This is a genomic window from Streptomyces sp. NPDC046716, from assembly GCF_040645755.1.
Taxonomy (GTDB): domain Bacteria; phylum Actinomycetota; class Actinomycetes; order Streptomycetales; family Streptomycetaceae; genus Streptomyces.
Window position 1 is genome coordinate 188,556 of sequence record NZ_JBEYYU010000006.1, and the last position, 18,958, is coordinate 207,513.

Consider the following 18,958-nt stretch of genomic DNA (forward strand, 5'->3'; position numbering starts at 1 on the left):
CCCCGCCTTCGCCGTACCGGGCCGCGTGCGAACCGACCCCATTCATCGCCCCGGGACGATCGGTCAGTCCACGTCGGAGCGGGAGGTGCCCAGGGAGAGGCCGGCGACCCAGTTGATGGAGGCTGTCGTGTCGTCGGTGCCGAAGTAGGTCCCCCAACGCGGTTTGTTGCCGAGATCGTCCCAGGTGCGCGCGCCGGTGCGGGAAGCGACGAGGGCGCCGTCCTTGTAGACGGACAGCGTGCCCGCGCCACCCGCGTCGGTGGTGATGCCGAGCTGGATGGAGTGCCACTCGCCGGCCGTCCAGGGGGTGCTGCCGATGGAGATCCAGCTCTCGCCGGGCGCCACGTACCAGACCTTGAGCCGATCGTCTTCGACCTTCATCAGCACCGGGTAGTTCTGGCTGTTCTGGTCGTTGGTGCCGTTGGACTTCCACTGGAAGACGGTCTGCGCGTTGCCCGTCTTGGTCATGGAGTCCCAGCCGAACCAGTACGTGCTGTCGTCCCGGAAGGTGTACTCGCCCGAGGCGGTGCGGACGCTGTGCGCTTCGCAACGCGGCGTTCCGATGGGCTTGTTGAACTTGAAGAAGGGGCCGTGGCCGTCGCCCCAGTCGCCCGTGGTGACGCTCCCCGGGCTGTCGCAGAGGGTGGTCGCGAAGACGCTGACGCCCTGCGAGGCGTCCGCGTCCCAGATCACGGACGCCTGGGCGGGGGACGCGGCCAGCACGGTGGCGCAGGCGGTGGCGGCTGCTGCGCAGAACCAGGCACGCAGTGGGGTGCGGTACATGGGGTCACCTTTTCGATCGACTCGCGCACCGTTGTAGCGCGATCCGTCGTAACGCTCAATATTTCTCCCCGAGTTGACCGTATCGATCGTTTGGGAGGGACGTACGGTCCGGGGCGGTGGTCCCTGGGCGCCCGGGACCAAAGTCGCCATCTGCGCCATTCCGTGGCGCTGTGAGGTTGCTGTTACCTGCCCGATGGGAAGTGCACACAGCTGCTCCGTAAGTTCTCAAATGTCGCAACAACGACATCTCACCCGAAGCGGAGCAAGGAAGTAATCGATATGTCGATTTCTCGTCGTGTAGTGCAGACCGCGGCCGTCTCCGGCCTCGTCATCGGCCTCACCGTCCCGGCCGCCGCCGCGTTCGCGGACTCCGCCGCGCCGCAGTCCGACCCGCAGACCACTTCCTCGGCCTCCCCCGACCCCTCGCAGTCCGCGTCGGACCAGGGCGGGGAGCAGCACTACTCCCTGAGCAACGGCGCCCAGGCGCACGTGTACGCCCTGCCCGACGGGTCGTACATGGCCTGGATCACGGTCAAGGGGCAGCGGGTCGCGAACCTGAGCTCCGGCAGCGGGAGCAGCACGGTGAACGGGTACCGCTACGTCCTCAACCAGGCCAACGGCTTCGTGGGCGTCGTCCACCCCGACGGGTGGCACAGCGAGCAGGACCAGGCGGACCCGGCCCACCAGAAGACGCACCCGGACCATCACCAGAAGGTCCACCCGAAGCCCCACCAGGACTCCCGTGACCAGCGGACCGTGCAGCACGGCTCCGCGGAGCGCACCACGCACGACAAGGGCACGTCGGCCGCCGTGGCCGGCGGACGCGAGGGACGGCTGCCGCAGGGCGGCGTGCGGGCCGGCGCCGAAGGCGTCTCCTCGCACGGCTTCGCAACCCCGCTCATCGTCGCGGCCGGCGGTGGTCTCGCCCTGGCCGGTGCCGGAGTCGGCTACCTCGGTGTCCGTCGCGCCCGCCGCGAAGAGTCCTGAGCCGGCCCACCTCGTCCTCCGGGAATTCCCGTGACGATGACAACGCCCCGTGTGCCGGGGGCCGACGGCGACGGCCGACGCGCGCCGCGCCGCACGATGCGGTGGGCGGCCGGCGTCGCACTGGCCCTGACCGTCGGCCTGTCCGGTGTGACGGCCTGCTCGACGGCTCATCCGGTCGCCGACGACGTGCAGGTGCCAAACCGTTCGGTCTCCCACGCCCAGCACGCCGCGGCCCCGCTGCCGAGGTCGCTCCCGGTCGGCCTGCGCATCCCGTCGGCCGGTGTCGACGCCTCGTCCATGCTGCGGCTCGGACTCGGACCCGATCGTGACCTGGAGGTGCCGCCCGTCGACAAGGCGCGGGAGCCCGGCTGGTGGACCGGTTCGGTGACGCCCGGTCAGAAGGGGGCGGCCGTGATCGTCGCGCACTACGACACCGCGAACGGTCCCGCGCTCCTGCGTGACGTGGCGCGCGTCCGTGTGGGCGACGAGATAGCCGTACCCCGTGCCGACGGCCGCACGGCCACCTTCGCGGTCCAGGAGATCCAGCAGGTCGCCAAGGACCGCTTCCCGACGCGGAAGGTGTACGGCGCGACCAGCACCCCCCAATTGCGGCTCATCACCTGCGGCGGCCCGATCGTCGACGGCCACCGCGCGGACAACATCATTCTGTACGCCTCGCTCAGGCCCTGACGACGGCACACCCGCACACCCTCACCCTCACCACAGAAGCGAGAGGCAAGACACCCATGTCCCATGGCACCACCCGTTTCCGTGCCCGGCGCACGACCCTCGTCGCGACACTGCTGACCGCCACGGTCACCGCGACGCTCGCGGTCGCGGGCTCCGCGTCGGCCGCCTCGGGCGACGGCCACCCGGCCCCCCGAGCCGGTGCGGCGTACGGCGGCTACGACGGCGACTACGGCAGGGGCTGGACCGACAACTACCGATACGACAAGGACTACGGGAAGCCGTGGGGCGGCGGCGTCACGGACAAGCAGCGGCTCGCCGACGTGACCGTGACTGCCTCCGGCCCCCGCCACCTCGATCACCACCAGGAGCAGCGCTGGGTCGTCGAGTTCACCAACAAGGGCTCGGCCACGGCCGAGAACGTCCGCTCCAGCACCACGATGCCGGGCGGCATCCGGTACCTGGCGCACCGCATCAGTGAGGGGCCCGCCTCCGAGACGCTCACCGGCGACGGCCGCATCGTGCTCGCCATCGGCGATCTGGCTCCCGGCCACACGGTCCGCCTCGAGATAGCCGGCCGCGCGCCCTCCTACGGCGGTGGGACGGTCCGGCTCTCCACCTCGGTCACCACCGACAGTCCCGAGCGCACCTCCGGCAACAACACGGCCGTCGTGCACACGCGCATCGCCTGAGCCAAGCCCTCTCGCGTCGCGGGAAGGCACGGGCCCGGCTTCCTCTCCCGGAGGTCGGGCCCGTGCCGTCCCTCATGGACCCCGGCCACGGAAGATCCGTGACATCGCACCGCAGTGCCCGACTGACGTGGGCTACGGATGGACCGGTGCGGTGGCCGGCCGCGGTGCACGCCCGACCGCTCCCGGAGCGAAACGCGCGAAGTAGGCGAGCGCCGCGAAGTCGTCGACCGCTTCCCGCCCGGCGACCCGTGCCGGATCGCCGCCCTGCAGGATGCGTTTGACGGGGACCTCCAGTTTCTTGCCCGTACGGGTGTGGGGCAGGGCGGGCACCTCGATCACGTCGTCGGGGACGTGCCGCGGCGAGGCGTGGGTGCGCAGGGCGGTACGGATCTCTTCGCGATGTGCGTCGGTGAGGGTGGTGCCGGGGGCCGTCACCACGAACAGCGGCATCCAGTAGCCGCCGTCGGGCAGTTCGGCTCCGATGACCAACGACTCGCTCACGTAAGGGATTTCGTCGACAACGGCGTAGACGTCGGCGCTGCCGAGCCGGACTCCGTGCCGGTTGAGCGTGGAGTCCGAGCGGCCGCTCACCACGACACTGCCGCGTGCGGTGACGGTGGTCCAGTCGCCGTGCCGCCACACATCGGGCCAGGGTGTGAAGTAGGCGGCGCGGTACCGCTCGCCGTCCGGGTCGTTCCAGAACCGCAGCGGCATCGACGGCATCGGCCGTGTGACGACCAGTTCCCCCACGTCGTCCGTGACGGCACGGCCGTCGGCGTCCCATGCCTGCAGATCCACGCCCAGCAAGGGCGCGGAGATCTCGCCCGGCCACACGGGGAGGGCCGGCGCGCTGCCCGCGAATCCGCTCACCACGTCGGTGCCTCCGCTGGTGGAGGCGAGCTGGATCCGCGGTCCGACGTGGTCACGTGTCCACGCGTACGCGCTCGCCGGCAGCGGCGCGCCCGTCGAGCCGACCACGCGCAGGGCGTCGAGGGCGAAGTCACGGCCGGGTTCCACACCCGCCTTCTCACAGGCGAGCAGGTAGCCGGGGCTGGTCCCCAGGACCGAGACGCGGTGTCGAGCGGCGACCTCCCACAGCCGGTCCGGGCCGGGGCTGGACGGCGCCCCGTCGCACAGGACGAGTGTCGCTCCGTGCAGGAGGCCGGAGACGAGGAGGTTCCACATCATCCAGTTCGGTGTCGTGTACCAGCAGAAGCGTTCGCCCGGCCTGAGGTCCATGTGGAGTCCCAGGACCTTCAGGTGGTCGAGGAGGACGCCGCCGTGGCCGTGCACGATGCCCTTCGGTACCCCGGTGGTGCCGGAGGAGAAGAGGATCCACAGGGGTGCGTCGAAGGGCAGTTGTTCGTAGATCGGCTCAGCCGGCGCCGCCGAGGACGTCACCTCCGCCCAGGTCCGCACGCTTCCGGTGTCTGCGTCCCGCGAAGGCGCACCAGGAGCCGTGTCGGGGCCGGGGACGCGCACCGTGTCCCGTACCGACGGCAGAGCCGCGCGCAGCTGCTCGGACTCCGCTCGTCTGTCGTGGTGGCGACCGTTCCAGTGGTAGCCGTCGGTGGTGAACAGGACGACCGGTTCGAGCTGGCCGAGGCGGGACGCGGCCCCGGCCGCGCCGTAGTCGGGCGCGCACACGGACCAGACCGCGCCCACGGATGCCGCTGCCAGGAAGGCGATGACAGCGTGCTCGGTGTGCGGCAGGTAGCCCGCCACCCGGTCGCCGGGCCGCACTCCGCGCTGCCGCAGCCATGCGCCGAGCGCCGCGACCTGCCGGCGCAGTGCGTCCCAGCTCACCTCGCGTACGGTGCCGTCCTCTCCGTCGACGATGAGCGCGGGGTCGCCCCCACCGGGGTGGCGCAGCGCGTGCTCGGCGTAGTTGAGGCGGGCACCGGGGAACCATCGGGTGTCCGGCATCGCTCCTTCCAGCACCGCGGTGTACGGGGTCGCCGAGCGGACCTCGAAGAATTCCCAGACGGCCGACCAGAATCCGGCCAGGTCCGACACCGACCACGCGTGCAGCGCGGCGTAGTCGTACGGATCGTGCGGAGCGGCGGACGTGCGGCGGGCGGCGTGTGCGGTGAAGGCGGCCAGCCGGGAGGCCTCGACGGCTTCTCGTGCGGGGACCCAGACGGGGTCGACTCGGACGGCGGCGGTCCGAGCCGGGTCGGGGGCGCTCATGCGTCACCTGCGGAAGTCGTGGCGGTCGTGGGGGTGGTCGCGCCGGCGAGGTCCGCGCGGAGCGCGGCGACGACGGCGCGCAGTCCGTCGGTGTCCGTGAAGGAGCCGTAGACGTAGTGGTCGGGGCGGATCACCGCGCCCAGGTGTCCGGTGGCCGCCAGGTGCGGGAGGTAGAAGTCGTCGATGTCCACCGCGTCGTGCTCGCCGTCCTCCGGAGCGTGTGAGGGGGTGAAGCGGATCGTGTGGGCACCGATGGCGTTGAGGAAGGCCAGGTCCTCGGCGTCGAGGGCGGCCCGCGGGTCCTCGGCCGCGCAGACCAGGAACCCGTGTCCGACGGCCTGGTCCAGCAGGCCGGTGACTCCGCGGTGTCGCACGCGTCCCTGCGGGCTCAGGGCCCCGGCCGCGCCCATCGGCGTACCGTCGGGGCCGTGGTGGACGAGGCCGTCGCCGAGCGTGGGCGGTGGTACCGGGGGCAGCGCTCGCGCGGGATCGCACTCCGCCCCGAGCAGGGCGGCGTCGCGGGCGGCGGCCGCGGCCGGGTCCGGGACACAGATGACCTTGCCCAGTTCCACGGACATGCCGATCGCGTGGCGCACGTGCCCGGAGCGTTCGGAGGTGTAGGTGTCGAGCAGGCCGCTGTCCGCGTGGCCGCGGGTGACGAGGGACAGCTTCCAGGCGAGGTTGGCGGCGTCCCTGATGCCCGAGCACATGCCTTGCCCGGCGAAGGGCGGCATCTGGTGGGCCGCGTCTCCGGCGAGGAGCAGTCGGCCGTGGCGCCACCGGTCGCACCAGCGGGCCTGGAAGGTGTAGAGGACGTGGCGTTCCAGCGTCGCGTTGTCCGGGGTGACACCCCAGGGGCTGAGCAGTTTCCAGGCGGTGGCCTCGGTGTCGAGGTCCTCGCGGCTCTCGCCGGGCATCCGCATGAACTCCCACCGGCGTCGGCCCGGTCCGGCGGACACCGCCGTGGTGGGCCGGTCGGGGTCGCACACCTGGATGTTCATCGGCGACCACGTCCGCTCCTCGTGCGGCAGCACGTCCACGATCAGCCAGTCGTAGAAGAACCCGAGGTCGGTCACGGTGGTGTCCAACGCCGTGCGTACGAAGCTGTTGGCGCCGTCGCAGCCGACCAGCCACGGGGCGCTCAGTCGCCGCTCGGTGCCGTCGGCGACGCGAACGGTCAGGACGGCGGAGTCGGCGTCGGCGTCCTGGTGGACGGAGACCGCCTCGGCACCCCGCATCAGCGTGATCTCGGGGCGGCGACGTGCCGCGTCCTCCAGCGCCTGCTCCAGTTCCGGCTGGTGGAACATGGAAGCGGTCGGCCACCCGGACGGTCCGGTGCCGGACCAGTCGAAGCGCAGCAGCGGCGTACCCGAACCGTTGCGCCATTCATACGTGTCGGCGGCGACCACCCCTTCGGCGGCGTACGCGCCCGCCCCGGCCCCGGCGAGCAGCCGGGCGATCTCGTCGTCGAAGTGGACCGCGCGCGGCAGCCGGTAGGGGCCGGGCCAGCGTTCGACGACGGTGGTGCGCACGCCGTCGCGGGCCAGGAAGAGAGCCAGGGCCAGTCCTACGGGTCCGGCTCCGACGACGAGCACGTCGCGGTCGGGGAGGGAATCTTCACCTTCGGGGAGCGACGTGTCGCGCCCGGGGAGCGAACTTTCCATGCCGGGCCCCTAGTTGGCGGGGGCGCTGTGCGCGCCCGTCATCAGGCCGGCCAGGTCCTCGGGGGCGAGGAAGGAGGGCGGCGGGGGCGGGCCCCAGGAGTACAGGGCGCGGGCCCCTTCCCAGACGCCGGGCTGCCACAGCTCGTCGTCCACGATGCAGTCGAGATCGGAGTAGTACTCCGAGAAGTTGCCCGCCGGGTCCTTGAGGTACCAGAAGAAGTTGGAGCCGATGAAGTGACGGCCGAGGCCCCACGTGTGGCGTTCCGGGTCGGCCTCGAGCATGGCGGTCGCGCCGCGGCCGATCTCGTCGACGTCGTCCACCTGCCAGGACGTGTGGTGGAGGAAGGCCACGGGCGCCTGCTGCACCAGGATGTTGTGGTGGTCGGTGGAGCAGCGCATGAACGCGGCGAGCCCGGGGACGGTGTCGCTGACCTTGAAGCCGATCCCGTCCTGGAAGAACCGCTGAGAGCGTTCCTGGTCGGTCGAGCCCAGCACCACGTGTCCCAGTTTGCGCGGGCGGACCCGTTCCTCGCGCAGGATGCCCGGGGCGCGCAGGCCGGTCCGCTCGACCGATCCTGGAGCGTTGTACGGGCCCGGCCTGGCCGGTGCCTGCGCGTAGCGCGGGGCGACCTCGACCCGGACCAGCACCTCGGTTCCGGGGTCGACGGCGCTGACGGAGCCCTCGCCGCGCTGCGGGGCGAAGCCGAGCCGGGTGAGGTGGGCGGCGACACGGTCCAGGTCGTCGGGGTCGTCGGCGCCGACGCCGAGTTCCAGCAGGCGGCGCCGCTGCGCCGGTGCGATCCGCAGCTGTTCGCCGCCGTCGACGGTGGACAGCGTGTGTGCGGAGCCCTGTACGCCGGACGGCGTGAGCCCGAACTCCTCGTAGTACGCGGCGGTACCCGCGGGGTCGGGGACACCCATGACGATCTGGGTCAGACGGTGCAGTGACATGTGTGCGGCTCTCTTCGTCGAGAAACGGCGGACTGCGGGGTGTTCTTGCTCGTGTGCTTGCGTGGGGGGCGCGGACCGATGAGCGGCGGCGGACGGCTCAGGCGGTGAGCGGCGTCCGCAGGGTGCCGATGCCTTCGACGGTGGTCAGCAGCACGTCGCCCGGTGACAGGAAGCGCTGGGGCGTGCGGGCCATGCCGACCCCGGCCGGAGTGCCGGTGAAGATCAGGTCACCGGGCAGGAGCGGGCAGACGGCCGAGAGCTGGGCGATCAGCTCGGGCACACCGAAGATCATGTTGGACGTACGGCTCTTCTGCAGGACGTCGCCGCTCTCCAGCGCGCAGGCGATCTCCAGATCGTCGGGGTCGGCGAACTCGTCGGGGGTGACCAGCTCGGGTCCGGTCGGAGCGAAGCCCGGGTACGACTTTCCGAGCGAGAACTGCGGGGCGGGACCTGCGAGTTGGAGCTCCCGCTCGGACAGGTCCTGACCGACGGTGAGTCCGGCGACGTACGACCACGCCTCCTCGCGGGCGGCCCGGTGGCAGTGGCGGCCGATCACGACGACCAGTTCGGCCTCCCAGTCGACCTTGCCCTCGGGCAGGGCCACCGGGGTGTCGTGCCCGGTGACGGAGGTGGCGAACTTGGTGAAGACCGTCGCGGAGTCCGGCTCGCCGAACCCCGACTCGGCCGCGTGATCGCGGTAGTTGAGGCCGATCGCGAAGACCTGCGCCGGATGCGGCGACGGCGCCCCCCACACCGCGCCGTCCGTCGCGGGCGGCGCGGCAGGGGCCGGCCCGCCGAGCCCCTTCTCCCCCGCCCACACGGTGAACGCGTCCCACTGCGCGTAGACCGTCTGCGGCGCGGGCCCGAAACGGCCCGCGCTCGCCTCCGCGACGTCGACGGGACCGTCCGGGGCGCGCACTACGAGTCGTCCGTCGATGTTGGCCAGGCGCATGGAGTCTCCTCATGGGTGAGCGGGTGGGTCCGCCGTCAGTCTCAAGCTGTTTTCTCGGCAGAGCAAGAGATTAACGATATTTTTTCAAGTTGGCGCCAAGCTGCTACCCTCCGTGGTCATGGCGCAGACGAAACAGACACGGGCAGGGGCGGTCTACGCGGCGATCCGCGAGGAGATCTTCCAGGGGACGCTCACCCCCGGGCAGCGGCTGCGTCTGGTCGAGCTCGCGGCGCGCTTCGGCGTCAGTCAGTCCGTCGTGCGCGAGGCGCTCACCCGCCTGTCCGAACAGGACCTGGTGGTGGCCGCGCCGCAGCAGGGCTTCCGCGTCGTCACCCTTTCGCGCGCCCACCTCGACGAACTCACCGACGCCCGGATCGAGATCGAGTCCCTCGTCCTGCGCCGCTCGGTCGTCCGGGGCGACATCCACTGGGAGTCCGAGGTCGTCGCGGCCCATCACCGGCTCGGCGCGACCCCGCCCGTGCGCGCGGACGGTCTGCAGAACGACGACTGGTTCGCCGCCCATGAGCGCTTCCACCAGGCGCTGCTCGAAGGCTGCGGCAACGACCGGCTCCTGGCCGTCGCGATGTCCCTGCGCGACGCCGCGACCGTCTACCGCCGCTGGTCGGTGCCGGTCGCCCACGACGTGACACGGGATGTCGCCGGCGAGCACCGGGCCCTCATGGACGCGGCGCTGGCCCGCGACGCCGACACGGCGGCCGCTCTGCTCGCCGCCCACCTCGACCGCACCGCCGCCGCGCTGCGCGCGGTCGTCGAGGATGGGGCCGAACCCGCAGCGTGACGGCGCCCGCTCCCCGCTGCCGCGTCACCCCCGCAACCACCGGAACGTCTCCGCGTAGAACGCCGCCGTACGCTCCGGCTGATCGTCGCCGAGCAGGTCGTCGGCCACCTCGTAGCCGCGCCGGGACAGATGCCGCGCGAGGATCGCGTACGGGGCGCGGAAACCGGCCAGGTCTCCCGGTGCCAGGGCGATCGGCTCACCGGGGACGACGGGGGCGACCGTGTCCCGCTCGTAGACACAGGTGAGCGCCAGGATGCCCCAGCGTCCGTCGCGACGTTCGAGACGGTTCACGATGCGGGTGTACGAGACCAGGTCCACGGACACACCGTCCATCTCGGTGCGCACTTCGATCGCCGCGGGTGTCTCGGCGAACGCCCGGTCCCCGGCGATCCGGACGACCGGCGGGGAGAGTCGGTGGACGCTGGAGTCCCCGCGGCCGGCCATGGCGGCGGACGCGGTCACGAACCCCGGTCCGTCGCCCCGGTACCAGCTGAGACGCACGGTGGAGTCGGGCCAGTAGCAGGACCGCATCTGCTCCCACCAGCCACGGTCGCGTCCCTGACGCTCCCGCAACACCGTCTGCGCGACCTCGTCGATGTCCGTCATGAAGTGCTCCTGCACATGAGGGGGGTCGTGAGGGGGGTCATGCGAGCGGTGCCGGCTCAGTCGACACGGCGGGCCGTGGCCAGCCGTTCCTTGAGCGCGGCGAGGGCCGGCGCGTCGTAGTACCGTCCGGCCCGCACCACACCGACGACGCGGTGCAGATGGGCCACGCTCGCGACAGGATCGGCGTCGAGCAGGACGAGGTCGGCGCGGCGTCCGGCCTCCACGGTCCCCATCGTGTCCGTGGTCCCCAGGAACTCGGCGGCGGACAGCGTCAGCATCCGCAGCAGACGCAGCGCTCCGATGCCGGCTTCGGCCAGCAGGTCGATCTCGTCGTGGAGCGCGGCGCCTGGTACGACCCAGACCGCGCCCGAGGAGTCGGTGCCGACGAGCATCCTGACGCCCGCCCGGTCGAAGACTCCGGCCATGTCGTACTCCAGGCGGTGGGAGGCGGCGAACGTGGCGCGCTGCCGCGGGGTGAACCGCTTGCGGAACCTGCGCGCCGCGCCCTGCCAGGTGCGCACGGTGGCGGGTGACATGTAGCGCAGATCCTCGTCCGCGGCGAGAGCGGGATCGTCGCAGAGTTTGCTGGTCCGCTGCCGGATCAGGGTGGGCACGTGCCATGTCCCGTCCGCCGCGAACCTCTCGGCGAGTTCGAGGGTGCGCCTCTCGTCGTAGGTCCTCACGGCGTGGTCGAGGATGTCGACGTCCTCGGCCTTGTTGAGGGTGACGGGGTTGAGGACCACGCGCCGCAGCACGGCGTTCACCACGCGGTCCATGAACGGCAGCCGGATCCTCGGCAGGGTGAGCCGCTGCCGGGCGCCCGAGGCCCGTTGGAGATCGTGCTCGTCGGTGGAGCAGCAGGCGAGGACGCCGAGCCCGGATCCGAAGTGTTCGATGGACTTCATGCCGAGGGCCGACGCCTTGAGGACGTCGATGCCCGCGGGCAGATGGCCGACGATCGGCACCCCGAGCCGCAGCGCTTCCGCCTGGGCGTCGAAGAAGCGTTCCTTGGTCATGGCCGCGGACTTCACGAAGTCGGCACCGGCGGCCACCTGTTCCCGCACCGTCGCCGCGGCCTCGGCGGCCGTACCGGTGTTCAGCATGGTCAGCAACGGGCCCGGCAGCGCGAGCAGTTCGGGTGCGGTTTCGGGGAAGCGCAGCGTGCCACGGGCTCGGGAGCGCAGCAGGTCGAGGTCCCCGGACATCTGCCGGTAGCCGGTGATGCCATGGGCGAGCATCAGCGCGAGGGCGGCCTCGACGTCACCGCCGCGCCCGAGCGGGTGGGCGTGCATGTCGTTGTATCCCGGCACGACGTACAGGCCGGCGGCGTCCACCACCTGCGCTCCGTCCGGCGCGGTCAGGCGGGGGCCGACGGCGGTGATGGCGCCGCCTCGGACGAGTACGTCGGTGTCACGGCTCAGCGCGCCGTCGCGTGTGTCGACGACGGTGGCGCCGCGCAGGAGCAGGGCTTGGGCGGGCGAGGAAGCGGGGGCCATGGGCGGTCTCTCGGTCCTGAGGGTTCGTGGGCGCGGCAGGCGGACTGGATGGTGCGGTCAGGCCGGGTCCGGCGTGAAGAGGCGGTGCGCGTTGCGCGTGGTGAGGTCCCGCCAGGTGCCGCCGTCGGCCGGTTGTTCCGCGGCGTCGACGGAGGCGACCTGCTCGACGACCGATGCCGCGGGGGTCCAGCAGTAGTCGCTGCCGTACAGGAGGCGCTCGGTGCCGAACGCGGCGCGAAGGGCCGGGACCTGCCGCGGAAAGGGGGTGCCCGCCATGTCGTACCAGAGGCGGCTGAGCTGTTCCACGGCGGACCCGTCGGCACTACGGCCGTCGGTGTCCGCGCTCAGGAGCGCGCGGAACAGTTCCATGCGGTCGGCGAGCAGCGGGAGGGCGCCGCCACCGTGGGTGAGCACCCAGCGGATCCGGGCATGGCGGGCGAGCACGCCGCGCAGGAGGAGGTCGCTCGCGGCGCGGGCGGAGTCGAAGAGGAACTCCAGCATCGGACGCGGCCGGCCCAGGTCGACCTCGTCGGCCCGAGGCGGCGAGGTGGGGTGGACGAAGACGAGGGCGCCCCGGCGGTCCAGTTCCTGCCACAGCGGTTCGAGCCGGGGGGCGCCGAGGTAGAGACCGTGATGGTTGGTCTCCACCGCGACCCCGTCGGCGCCGAGCACGTCCAGCGCGTGGGCCGTCTCGGCGAGGGCGCCGTCGACGTCGGGCAGGGGCAGGGCGGCGAAGTGCCCGAACCGCTCGGGACGCTCGCCGCGGACCCCGGCGCCGAACTCGTTGACCTCGCGGGCCAGTGCGCGGGCGGCCTTGTCGTCGCCGAAATGCACCCCCGGCGAGGAGATCGACAGGTAGGACTTGTCGATGCCCGAGCGGTCCATCACGTCGAGGTGCTGGTCGACGCTCCAGGCCGGCCAGCCGGGCATGCCGTCGGGGTGGGCGATGCCCGCGACTCGGGCAGCGGCGACGTAGCGGTCGGTGACGAAGTGCGCGTGGACATCGACGAGTCCGGTCGGAGACGTGCGGGCCGTGGCGGCGGTCGTCTGGGCTGTGCCGGTCATGCCGGTCGGACGGGTCATACGTGTCTCCCGATGGTCGTTGCGTTCGGCGATGCCGATGTGTCCACCGTAAGAAGGGTGCCCGTAGAGTGGCACTGGTGATTCCGATGAATGAAACGCCGAAGCCAAAGGGCGGGAAACAGCGGCGCGGCGGCCGGCCGGCCGAGGGGCAGCCCGTCATCGAGCGGGCGTTCGCGCTGCTCGGCGCGTTCGACAGTGATCACCGCGCGCTGTCCTTGGCGGACCTCGCTCGGCGCAGCGGCACACCTCGCAGCAGCGCGCTGCGGCTCGCCCGTTCGCTCGTCCACGTGGGCGCCCTGGAGCGGCTCGACGACGGGCGTTTCGTGGTGGGGCTGCGCCTGCTGGAGACGGCGTCACTCGCGCCGCGCGGGCACGGGTTGCGTGCGGTGGCCATGCCGTTCATGGAGGACCTCTTCCATGTGACGCGGCAGCACGTGCTGCTCGCGGTGCGGGAGGACGCCGAGGCGCTTCTCGTCGAGCGGCTGTCGGCGCTGGACGCCAGTCCCGTGCGCTACCGCGTGGGAGGGCGGTTGCCGCTGGCGTCCACCGGGGTGGGCCTGGTCCTGCTCGCCTTCGCACCGGCGGCGGTGCAGGAACGGGTCATCGCCGCCTACGAGCCCGGGCCCGGCGAGGACATCCGCTCCGGCGAAGAGCTGCGACGTGTCCTCGCCGAGGTGCGTCGCGCCGATTTCGCCCGCGGTCACCAGAACCGCCCCTGGCCCCGAAGCACGGTGGCCGCACCCGTGCGCGACGGTGACGAGGTCGTGGCGGCCCTGTCGGTCGTCGCGCCGGGCACGGGCGGCTCGGATCCCGGATACGGTCCGGCGGTGCGTGCGACGGCGCGGGCGGTCTCGCGGCGCCTTTCGGAGTGACCACGGACAGCGCGCGTCCCGCTACGACTCCGCCCCTCACACGCCCCACCAGCTGAAGGAGCGGGTCGGCACGTGGGCGCCGGAGGCGGGGGCGAGGCGGGTCAGACGCCCGCGGTGGAAAACGAGGGGCCCACGGCCTTCGTCGGAGGCGGCCAGCGCCCGTACCCGGCCCAGCACAGCCACATGGTCACCGGCGGGAAAGCTGTCCTCGACGTCGCACTCGATCCAGGCGGCGGCCCCGGCGAGCCGCGGGCCGGCGGCTCCGCTCGTGTCCCACTCCCCCGTCGCGAAGCGGTCGTCCGGGCGTCCGGCGAACGCGGCGCACACCTGTTGCTGGTCCTCCGCGAGGACGTTCACGCAGAAGGCGCCGGTCTCGACGATCGCGCGGGCGCTGGCCGAGCGCCGGCCGCAGTAGAAGACGATGAGCGGCGGTTCCAGGGACACGGAGGTGAAGCTGCCCACCGTGACACCGGCCGGTCCGTGCGGTGTCGTGGCGGCCACCACACACACGGACGTCGGCACCTGCCCGAGAACGCGGCGGAACCCGGCCGGGTCGGCGGTGGTGGCGGGCAGGCTCGTCGTGGCGAGGGGAGACGGGGGCACAGCGACCTCCAGAGAGCGGCATTCGTCCCCTGTGCCGTCCGGGACACGGGGTGCGCCCAGTGAAATCACGGTCTCGGGCCGGAGCACTGGGCCGGGCGCCCAAACCTGGGCGCGGTTCATGAGCCCGCGGCGCACAACGCCCCGGAACCGGTCCACGGGCCCAGTCGATCCGGTCGGCTTTGCGGTCCCGGCCACAGGACAGCGGTACGTGAACGGCGTGCAATTCCGGCAGCGGCACCTCGCCGGGCGAGGCGCCGTCCGAGCCGCCGGAAGGAAGCAGCATCCTCATGACCACGACCAAGACCACGTTCCAGACCGAGAACACGCCCCCGCCCTCAGCCGCCCTCAGGGAGAACGCGACGGCGCTGATCCCCCTGCTGCGGGAGAACGCGGCCCGCACCGAGGCGGACCGCAAGGTGACCGAGGAGAACATCGCGGCACTGACCGAGGCAGGACTCTTCCGGCTGACCGTGCCGCACCGGTTCGGCGGCCACGAAGCGAATTTCCGTACGTTCCTGGAGGTCACGTCCGAGCTCGCGCGCGGATGCGGTTCGACGGCCTGGGTGGCCACCCTGATCAACGTCTGCAACTGGATGGTCGGCCTGTACCCGGAGCGGGTGCAAGAGGAGGTCTGGGGCGAGACCCCGGACGCGCGGGTGTGCGGCGTGCTGGCGCCGAGCGCGACCAGTCGCAGCGTCGAGGGAGGGTTCGTCGTCACCGGCCGGTGGGGATTCGCGTCGGGCAGCCTGCACGCGCAGTGGGCGTCGGTCGGCATCCCCGTGGTCGACGCCACCGGACGGCAGGTGGATCAGGGCGCCGCGCTGATCCCGATGGCGGACCTGACCGTCGAGGACACCTGGCACGTGGCCGGCATGCGCGGCACGGGGAGCAACACCCTGGTCGCCGACGATGTGTTCGTGCCCGAGTACCGCGTCCTGTCGGTGACGCGCGGCGTGCAGGGCGACTACGGGACGGAGCGGAAGGACGAGCCGCTGTACCGCTCCGCGCTCGTACCGGTGCTCGCGCTGGTCCTCGCGGGCCCCCAAGTCGGTCTGGCGCAGGCCGGGATGGACGTGGTCTCGGCATCGCTGGCCAAGGGCAAGGGCATCTCGTACACCTTCTACGAGCGGGCCAGTGAGGCTCCGTCGACGCAGATCCAGGTGGCCGAGGCGGCGCAGCTGATCGACACGGCGCGGCTGCACCTGCTGCGGGCGGCCGACGACATCGACGGCTGGGCGGCGCGCGGCGAGCAGATGCCCTTCGGGACACGGGCGCGGGTGCGGATGGACACGGGGTACGTGGCGCGCCGTTCCCGCGAGGCACTCGATCTCCTGCTGAGCGTGCAGGGCGCCGGCAGCTTCGCCGAGGCGAACCCGCTGCAGCGGATCTGGCGGGACCAGGAGACGGGCAGCCGGCACGCGGTGATCAACCCGGCGATCGCGGGCGAGTTGTACGGGCGGGCGTTGCTGGGTGTCGAGGAGCAGGTGACTCCGCTGATCTGACCGCTGCCCACGGACGTCCGGCGTCGGTCCCCGCGCGCTGCTCGGTGTCGTCACGTGGTGTCGGGGGCGTTGCCGTCCTCGGTGCGCAGCACGGCGGGCCCGAGGGTTCTGGCGGCTTCCAGAGCCGTCAGGATCTCCGGCAGTCGGTGCGCCACGTCGTGTCCGATGAGCTGCTGGGCCCGTTTGACGCGGTACGTGATGGTGTTGCGCGCCACGTGCAACCCCGCCGCCGCGACCGTGAGGCTGCGTTCGTTGCGCAGGTAGAGGTGCAGGGTCCGACGCAGCTGCTCCGCGTGCCGGGTGTCCGCCGCGAGGGCGCCCAGCTCACCGCCGACGAAGCGGCGCAGAGCGGGCAGGTCGGCTGCGAGCAGCGTCGCCAGCTCCATGTCCCGATGGTCGGCGACGGGCCCGGTGCCGACCGGATTGAGCCGCATGACGCGAGCGGTGCGCTGGGCGTCCTCGTGCGATTGGCGGAACCCCCGCGGCCCGGAGCGCACCGATCCGCAGGCCATCCGGATGTTTCCGGTGCACGGGAGGTCGGCGACGTCGGCGGCCGGCGGCGCCTCGGTGCCCGGCTCGCCCCAGGCCCAGGCGCCCGTCCGGCCGAGCGGGAGGACGAGGGTGGAGGTGCAGCCACGCCGGCGCAGCAGTTCGGCGGCGGCCTGCCGGGGGTCGTCGGCGGCCTCCGCAGGTGGCCCGTCGCACCAGGCGACGACGGCCAGGTGACGGCCGCGCAGCCGGTAGTTGAGCACTTCACGCACCGTGTCCTCCCGGACGGGCCGGCCCTCGAGAAGAGCCCGCACGGTGTCTTCCCTCGCCGCGTCGCCGCTGGTCAGCCAGCGGTCGTGCTCGGCCTGGTACTCGTCCGTCATCCGCGAGGAGAACGCGTCGACGAAGCCGAGGAGCAGCTCCGAGATGCGCCGGAAGTGCTCGGCGCGCTCCACCGGTTCGGCGAGCTTCGCGCACGCGCTCATCAGTGCCTGCGCCAGGGCGGCGTGCGCGACGCGGATGCCGCGCAGCACTTTGTCCAGACCGAGGCGCCGCCGGGCGAACTCCCGGTCGCCGAGCAGGGACTCCTCCGGGATGTCCCGCTCGGCGTCGGGATCGGCGAGCAGGCAGAGAGCGCTGAGCGTCACGGCCTCGGTACCCATGCGCAGGATCTCGAACGGGGCCGTCCCCCCGCCCAGTTCGGGCACCTCGCGGATGACGGCCTCGGCGAGTCCGTTCCCGACGCTGACGGCCCAGGCCACGGGCCCGGCGCCCAGTCGCGCGGTCGCCGCGTCGATGCTGCGGGCGGAACCGGCGGGCGCGAGGCGGGTATCGGCGGAGTCGGCAAGGTCGGCGGTGATCCTGTGGATCCAGCCGTCCATACCCGTCGAGGCTTTCCGGGTCGCCTGCTCGCTCGCCATGGCCGCACAACGTAGCAGCAAAACGACAATCGCCATAGATATCGTTAATCAGCGGTGAGCCCGTCAAGCGACGGCCCGGCGCCGACCTCGCCGCTCGAAAAACCGAGCACCGTCGCCACCATTGTCGAGAGCGGAGGCGCTCGCTATGTTAACGAGAAATCACATGCGCCGCCGAACTCTCAAGTGATCACGGCTGGCAATATCGCTACCTGTAGGGGTAGTTGCGGCCAAATCAGCTCTACTCAGGATTCAGTAAGTCAATCGAGAATCTCAGCGGACGCCACGTGCGGCGGTGGGCCGGATCGTCCTGTCACCGCCTCAGCGATCCGCTCCTCGGTTCCCACCAGCATCAGACAAGGAGCTCGAGCAAATGGACGGGTTGAGCAGACGGAAGATGTTATTGACGGGCGGAGCCCTGGGCGCCGCCGGAGCGCTGAGCATGGCCTCACCGGCCGCCGCCCGACCCCTGTGGACCTGGCCGCCGACCAGCTCCGTGGCGGGCACCGGCGCGGGCCTGGACCCCGAGTGGGTGTGGGACGACGAGGCCGATCCGGTCCTGGCGGCCGTCATCGACCGGGGCGACGTGGCCAGGGTCAATACCGCGCTGGCGAAGTGGACCCGCAACGACCAACCGCTGCCCGCCGAACTCCCCACGGACGTACGCGACTTCATGGAGCAGGCCCGCAAACTCCCGGCCTGGACCGACCGCACGAAGCTCGACCGCGGATCCCGGTTCAGCAAGACGAAGGGGATCTACGTCGGGGCGCTGTACGGCCTCGGCAGCGGCCTGATGAGTACCGCCATACCCCGCGAGGCGCGCGCGGTGTACTACTCAAAGGGCGGCGCCGACATGAAGGACCGCATCGCCAAGACCGCGCGACTCGGCTACGACATCGGGGACCTGGACGCCTACCAGCCGACGGGCTCGATGATCGTGACCTGCGTGAAGACCCGCATGGTGCACGCCGCCGTACGGCACCTGCTGCCGCAGTCTCCGGGGTGGACGCAGACGAGCGGTGGCCAGACCATTCCGATCAGCCAGGCGGACATCCTCGTCACCTGGCACAGTCTGGCCACCTTCGTCATGCAGAGGCTCAAGGACTGGCGCGTGCGGATCAGTACCGCCGACTCGGACGCCTACCTGCATGTGTGGCAGGTCAGCGCCGCCATGCTCGGCGTACGGCAGGAGTACATCCCCGCCACGTGGGAGGCGGCCAACGCCCAGTCCGCTCAGGTCCTCGACCCGATCCTGGCCGCGAGTGACGAGGGGGTGGCGCTGACCGAAGTGCTCCTCGACATCGTGGCCGAGCTGGACCTCGGCCTCACCCGTCCCCTGATCAGCGCGTTTGCCAGGTATACGCTCGGCGACCGGGTCGGGGACATGATCGGGCTGTCCAAGGAGCCCGTCCTGAAGCCGCTGATCGCAGCCGCCTGGCCCCTGCTGGTCGCCTTCCGCGAGGGACTGATCTCCTTCCCCGTCATCCCCTCCGTCGCCTGGACGCTGGAAGAGGCGATCCGCCAGTTCGTCCTGCTCTTCCTCGGCGAGGCCAAGCCGATCGCCATCAGCATCCCGGACACGAACCGTCCGTCCTGACAGCTGCTCCCCGGGGACGCCGGACTGCGACGCGCCGCGCAGTCTCGTCGCCGGCCTCGGCGCTGGAGCGCATGTCCTCGGGGTTCGC

17 protein-coding genes are annotated in these 18,958 nt (G+C 71.8%); 7 read left to right on the forward strand and 10 right to left on the reverse strand.

Going from position 1 to position 18,958, the window contains the following annotated elements:
* Window positions 1-63 precede the first annotated feature (63 nt).
* A complete protein-coding gene (locus ABZ930_RS07120; protein ID WP_361542779.1) occupies window positions 64-783 on the reverse strand; it encodes a heparin lyase I family protein in 720 nt (239 codons plus the stop codon).
* A 279-nt stretch (window positions 784-1,062) separates the two neighbouring features.
* Here ABZ930_RS07120 and ABZ930_RS07125 point away from each other — a divergent pair, with 279 nt between their 5' ends.
* Genes ABZ930_RS07125 through ABZ930_RS07135 form a run of 3 tightly spaced genes read left to right on the forward strand, consistent with a single transcriptional unit; the run spans window position 1,063 to window position 3,149 of the window.
* Window positions 1,063-1,770: a hypothetical protein gene (locus tag ABZ930_RS07125; protein WP_361542782.1), complete on the forward strand. Its 708-nt coding sequence runs from the start codon at window positions 1,063-1,065 to the stop codon at window positions 1,768-1,770.
* Window positions 1,771-1,806: 36 nt separating this feature from the next.
* A complete protein-coding gene (locus ABZ930_RS07130; protein ID WP_361542785.1) occupies window positions 1,807-2,460 on the forward strand; it encodes a class F sortase in 654 nt (217 codons plus the stop codon).
* Between the two features lie 56 nt (window positions 2,461-2,516).
* Window positions 2,517-3,149 (forward strand): hypothetical protein, encoded by a 633-nt coding sequence (locus ABZ930_RS07135; RefSeq protein WP_361542788.1) that lies wholly within the window; start codon window positions 2,517-2,519, stop codon window positions 3,147-3,149.
* A gap of 132 nt (window positions 3,150-3,281) precedes the next feature.
* On the opposite strand, the gene ABZ930_RS07140 is transcribed toward ABZ930_RS07135, so the two are convergent.
* The 4 genes from ABZ930_RS07140 to ABZ930_RS07155 all read right to left on the reverse strand — a co-directional run bounded on the left by ABZ930_RS07140 (window position 3,282) and on the right by ABZ930_RS07155 (window position 8,906).
* Window positions 3,282-5,339, reverse strand: coding sequence for an acetoacetate--CoA ligase (locus ABZ930_RS07140; protein WP_361542791.1), 2,058 nt, complete (start codon window positions 5,337-5,339; stop codon window positions 3,282-3,284).
* Window positions 5,336-7,003, reverse strand: a complete 1,668-nt coding sequence (locus ABZ930_RS07145; RefSeq protein ID WP_361542793.1) for a bifunctional 3-(3-hydroxy-phenyl)propionate/3-hydroxycinnamic acid hydroxylase — start codon at window positions 7,001-7,003, stop codon at window positions 5,336-5,338. Before ABZ930_RS07145 ends, ABZ930_RS07140 begins: the two co-directional genes overlap by 4 nt.
* Window positions 7,004-7,012: 9 nt before the next feature.
* Entirely contained in the window at window positions 7,013-7,954 is a 942-nt protein-coding gene (locus tag ABZ930_RS07150; protein ID WP_361542796.1) for a VOC family protein, read from the reverse strand.
* Between the two features lie 97 nt (window positions 7,955-8,051).
* Window positions 8,052-8,906, reverse strand: coding sequence for a fumarylacetoacetate hydrolase family protein (locus ABZ930_RS07155; protein ID WP_361542799.1), 855 nt, complete (start codon window positions 8,904-8,906; stop codon window positions 8,052-8,054).
* A 118-nt stretch (window positions 8,907-9,024) separates the two neighbouring features.
* Here ABZ930_RS07155 and ABZ930_RS07160 point away from each other — a divergent pair, with 118 nt between their 5' ends.
* A complete protein-coding gene (locus tag ABZ930_RS07160; RefSeq protein ID WP_361542801.1) occupies window positions 9,025-9,705 on the forward strand; it encodes a GntR family transcriptional regulator in 681 nt (226 codons plus the stop codon).
* A gap of 24 nt (window positions 9,706-9,729) precedes the next feature.
* On the opposite strand, the gene ABZ930_RS07165 is transcribed toward ABZ930_RS07160, so the two are convergent.
* The 3 genes from ABZ930_RS07165 to ABZ930_RS07175 are packed head-to-tail and all read right to left on the reverse strand — an operon-like array spanning window position 9,730 to window position 12,890.
* Window positions 9,730-10,311 carry a nuclear transport factor 2 family protein gene (locus ABZ930_RS07165; protein ID WP_361542804.1) on the reverse strand — a complete coding sequence of 194 codons (582 nt, stop codon included), beginning with the start codon at window positions 10,309-10,311 and terminating at the stop codon, window positions 9,730-9,732.
* A gap of 56 nt (window positions 10,312-10,367) precedes the next feature.
* Window positions 10,368-11,807: an amidohydrolase family protein gene (locus tag ABZ930_RS07170; protein WP_361542807.1), complete on the reverse strand. Its 1,440-nt coding sequence runs from the start codon at window positions 11,805-11,807 to the stop codon at window positions 10,368-10,370.
* Between the two features lie 57 nt (window positions 11,808-11,864).
* A complete protein-coding gene (locus ABZ930_RS07175) occupies window positions 11,865-12,890 on the reverse strand; it encodes an amidohydrolase family protein (protein ID WP_361542810.1) in 1,026 nt (341 codons plus the stop codon).
* Between the two features lie 86 nt (window positions 12,891-12,976).
* On the opposite strand from ABZ930_RS07175, the gene ABZ930_RS07180 reads away from it, so the two are divergent.
* A complete protein-coding gene (locus tag ABZ930_RS07180; RefSeq protein ID WP_361542813.1) occupies window positions 12,977-13,762 on the forward strand; it encodes an IclR family transcriptional regulator in 786 nt (261 codons plus the stop codon).
* Window positions 13,763-13,798: 36 nt separating this feature from the next.
* Here ABZ930_RS07180 and ABZ930_RS07185 read toward each other — a convergent pair whose 3' ends face one another.
* Window positions 13,799-14,365, reverse strand: coding sequence for a flavin reductase family protein (locus tag ABZ930_RS07185; RefSeq protein WP_361542816.1), 567 nt, complete (start codon window positions 14,363-14,365; stop codon window positions 13,799-13,801).
* A gap of 287 nt (window positions 14,366-14,652) precedes the next feature.
* On the opposite strand from ABZ930_RS07185, the gene ABZ930_RS07190 reads away from it, so the two are divergent.
* Window positions 14,653-15,867, forward strand: coding sequence for an acyl-CoA dehydrogenase family protein (locus ABZ930_RS07190; protein WP_361542819.1), 1,215 nt, complete (start codon window positions 14,653-14,655; stop codon window positions 15,865-15,867).
* 50 nt (window positions 15,868-15,917) lie between these two features.
* On the opposite strand, the gene ABZ930_RS07195 is transcribed toward ABZ930_RS07190, so the two are convergent.
* Entirely contained in the window at window positions 15,918-17,276 is a 1,359-nt protein-coding gene (locus ABZ930_RS07195) for a helix-turn-helix domain-containing protein (RefSeq protein ID WP_361542822.1), read from the reverse strand.
* Window positions 17,277-17,646: 370 nt separating this feature from the next.
* Between ABZ930_RS07195 and ABZ930_RS07200 the strand changes: the two genes are divergently transcribed.
* Window positions 17,647-18,870, forward strand: coding sequence for an oxygenase MpaB family protein (locus ABZ930_RS07200; RefSeq protein WP_361542825.1), 1,224 nt, complete (start codon window positions 17,647-17,649; stop codon window positions 18,868-18,870).
* Window positions 18,871-18,958: the final 88 nt, after the last annotated feature.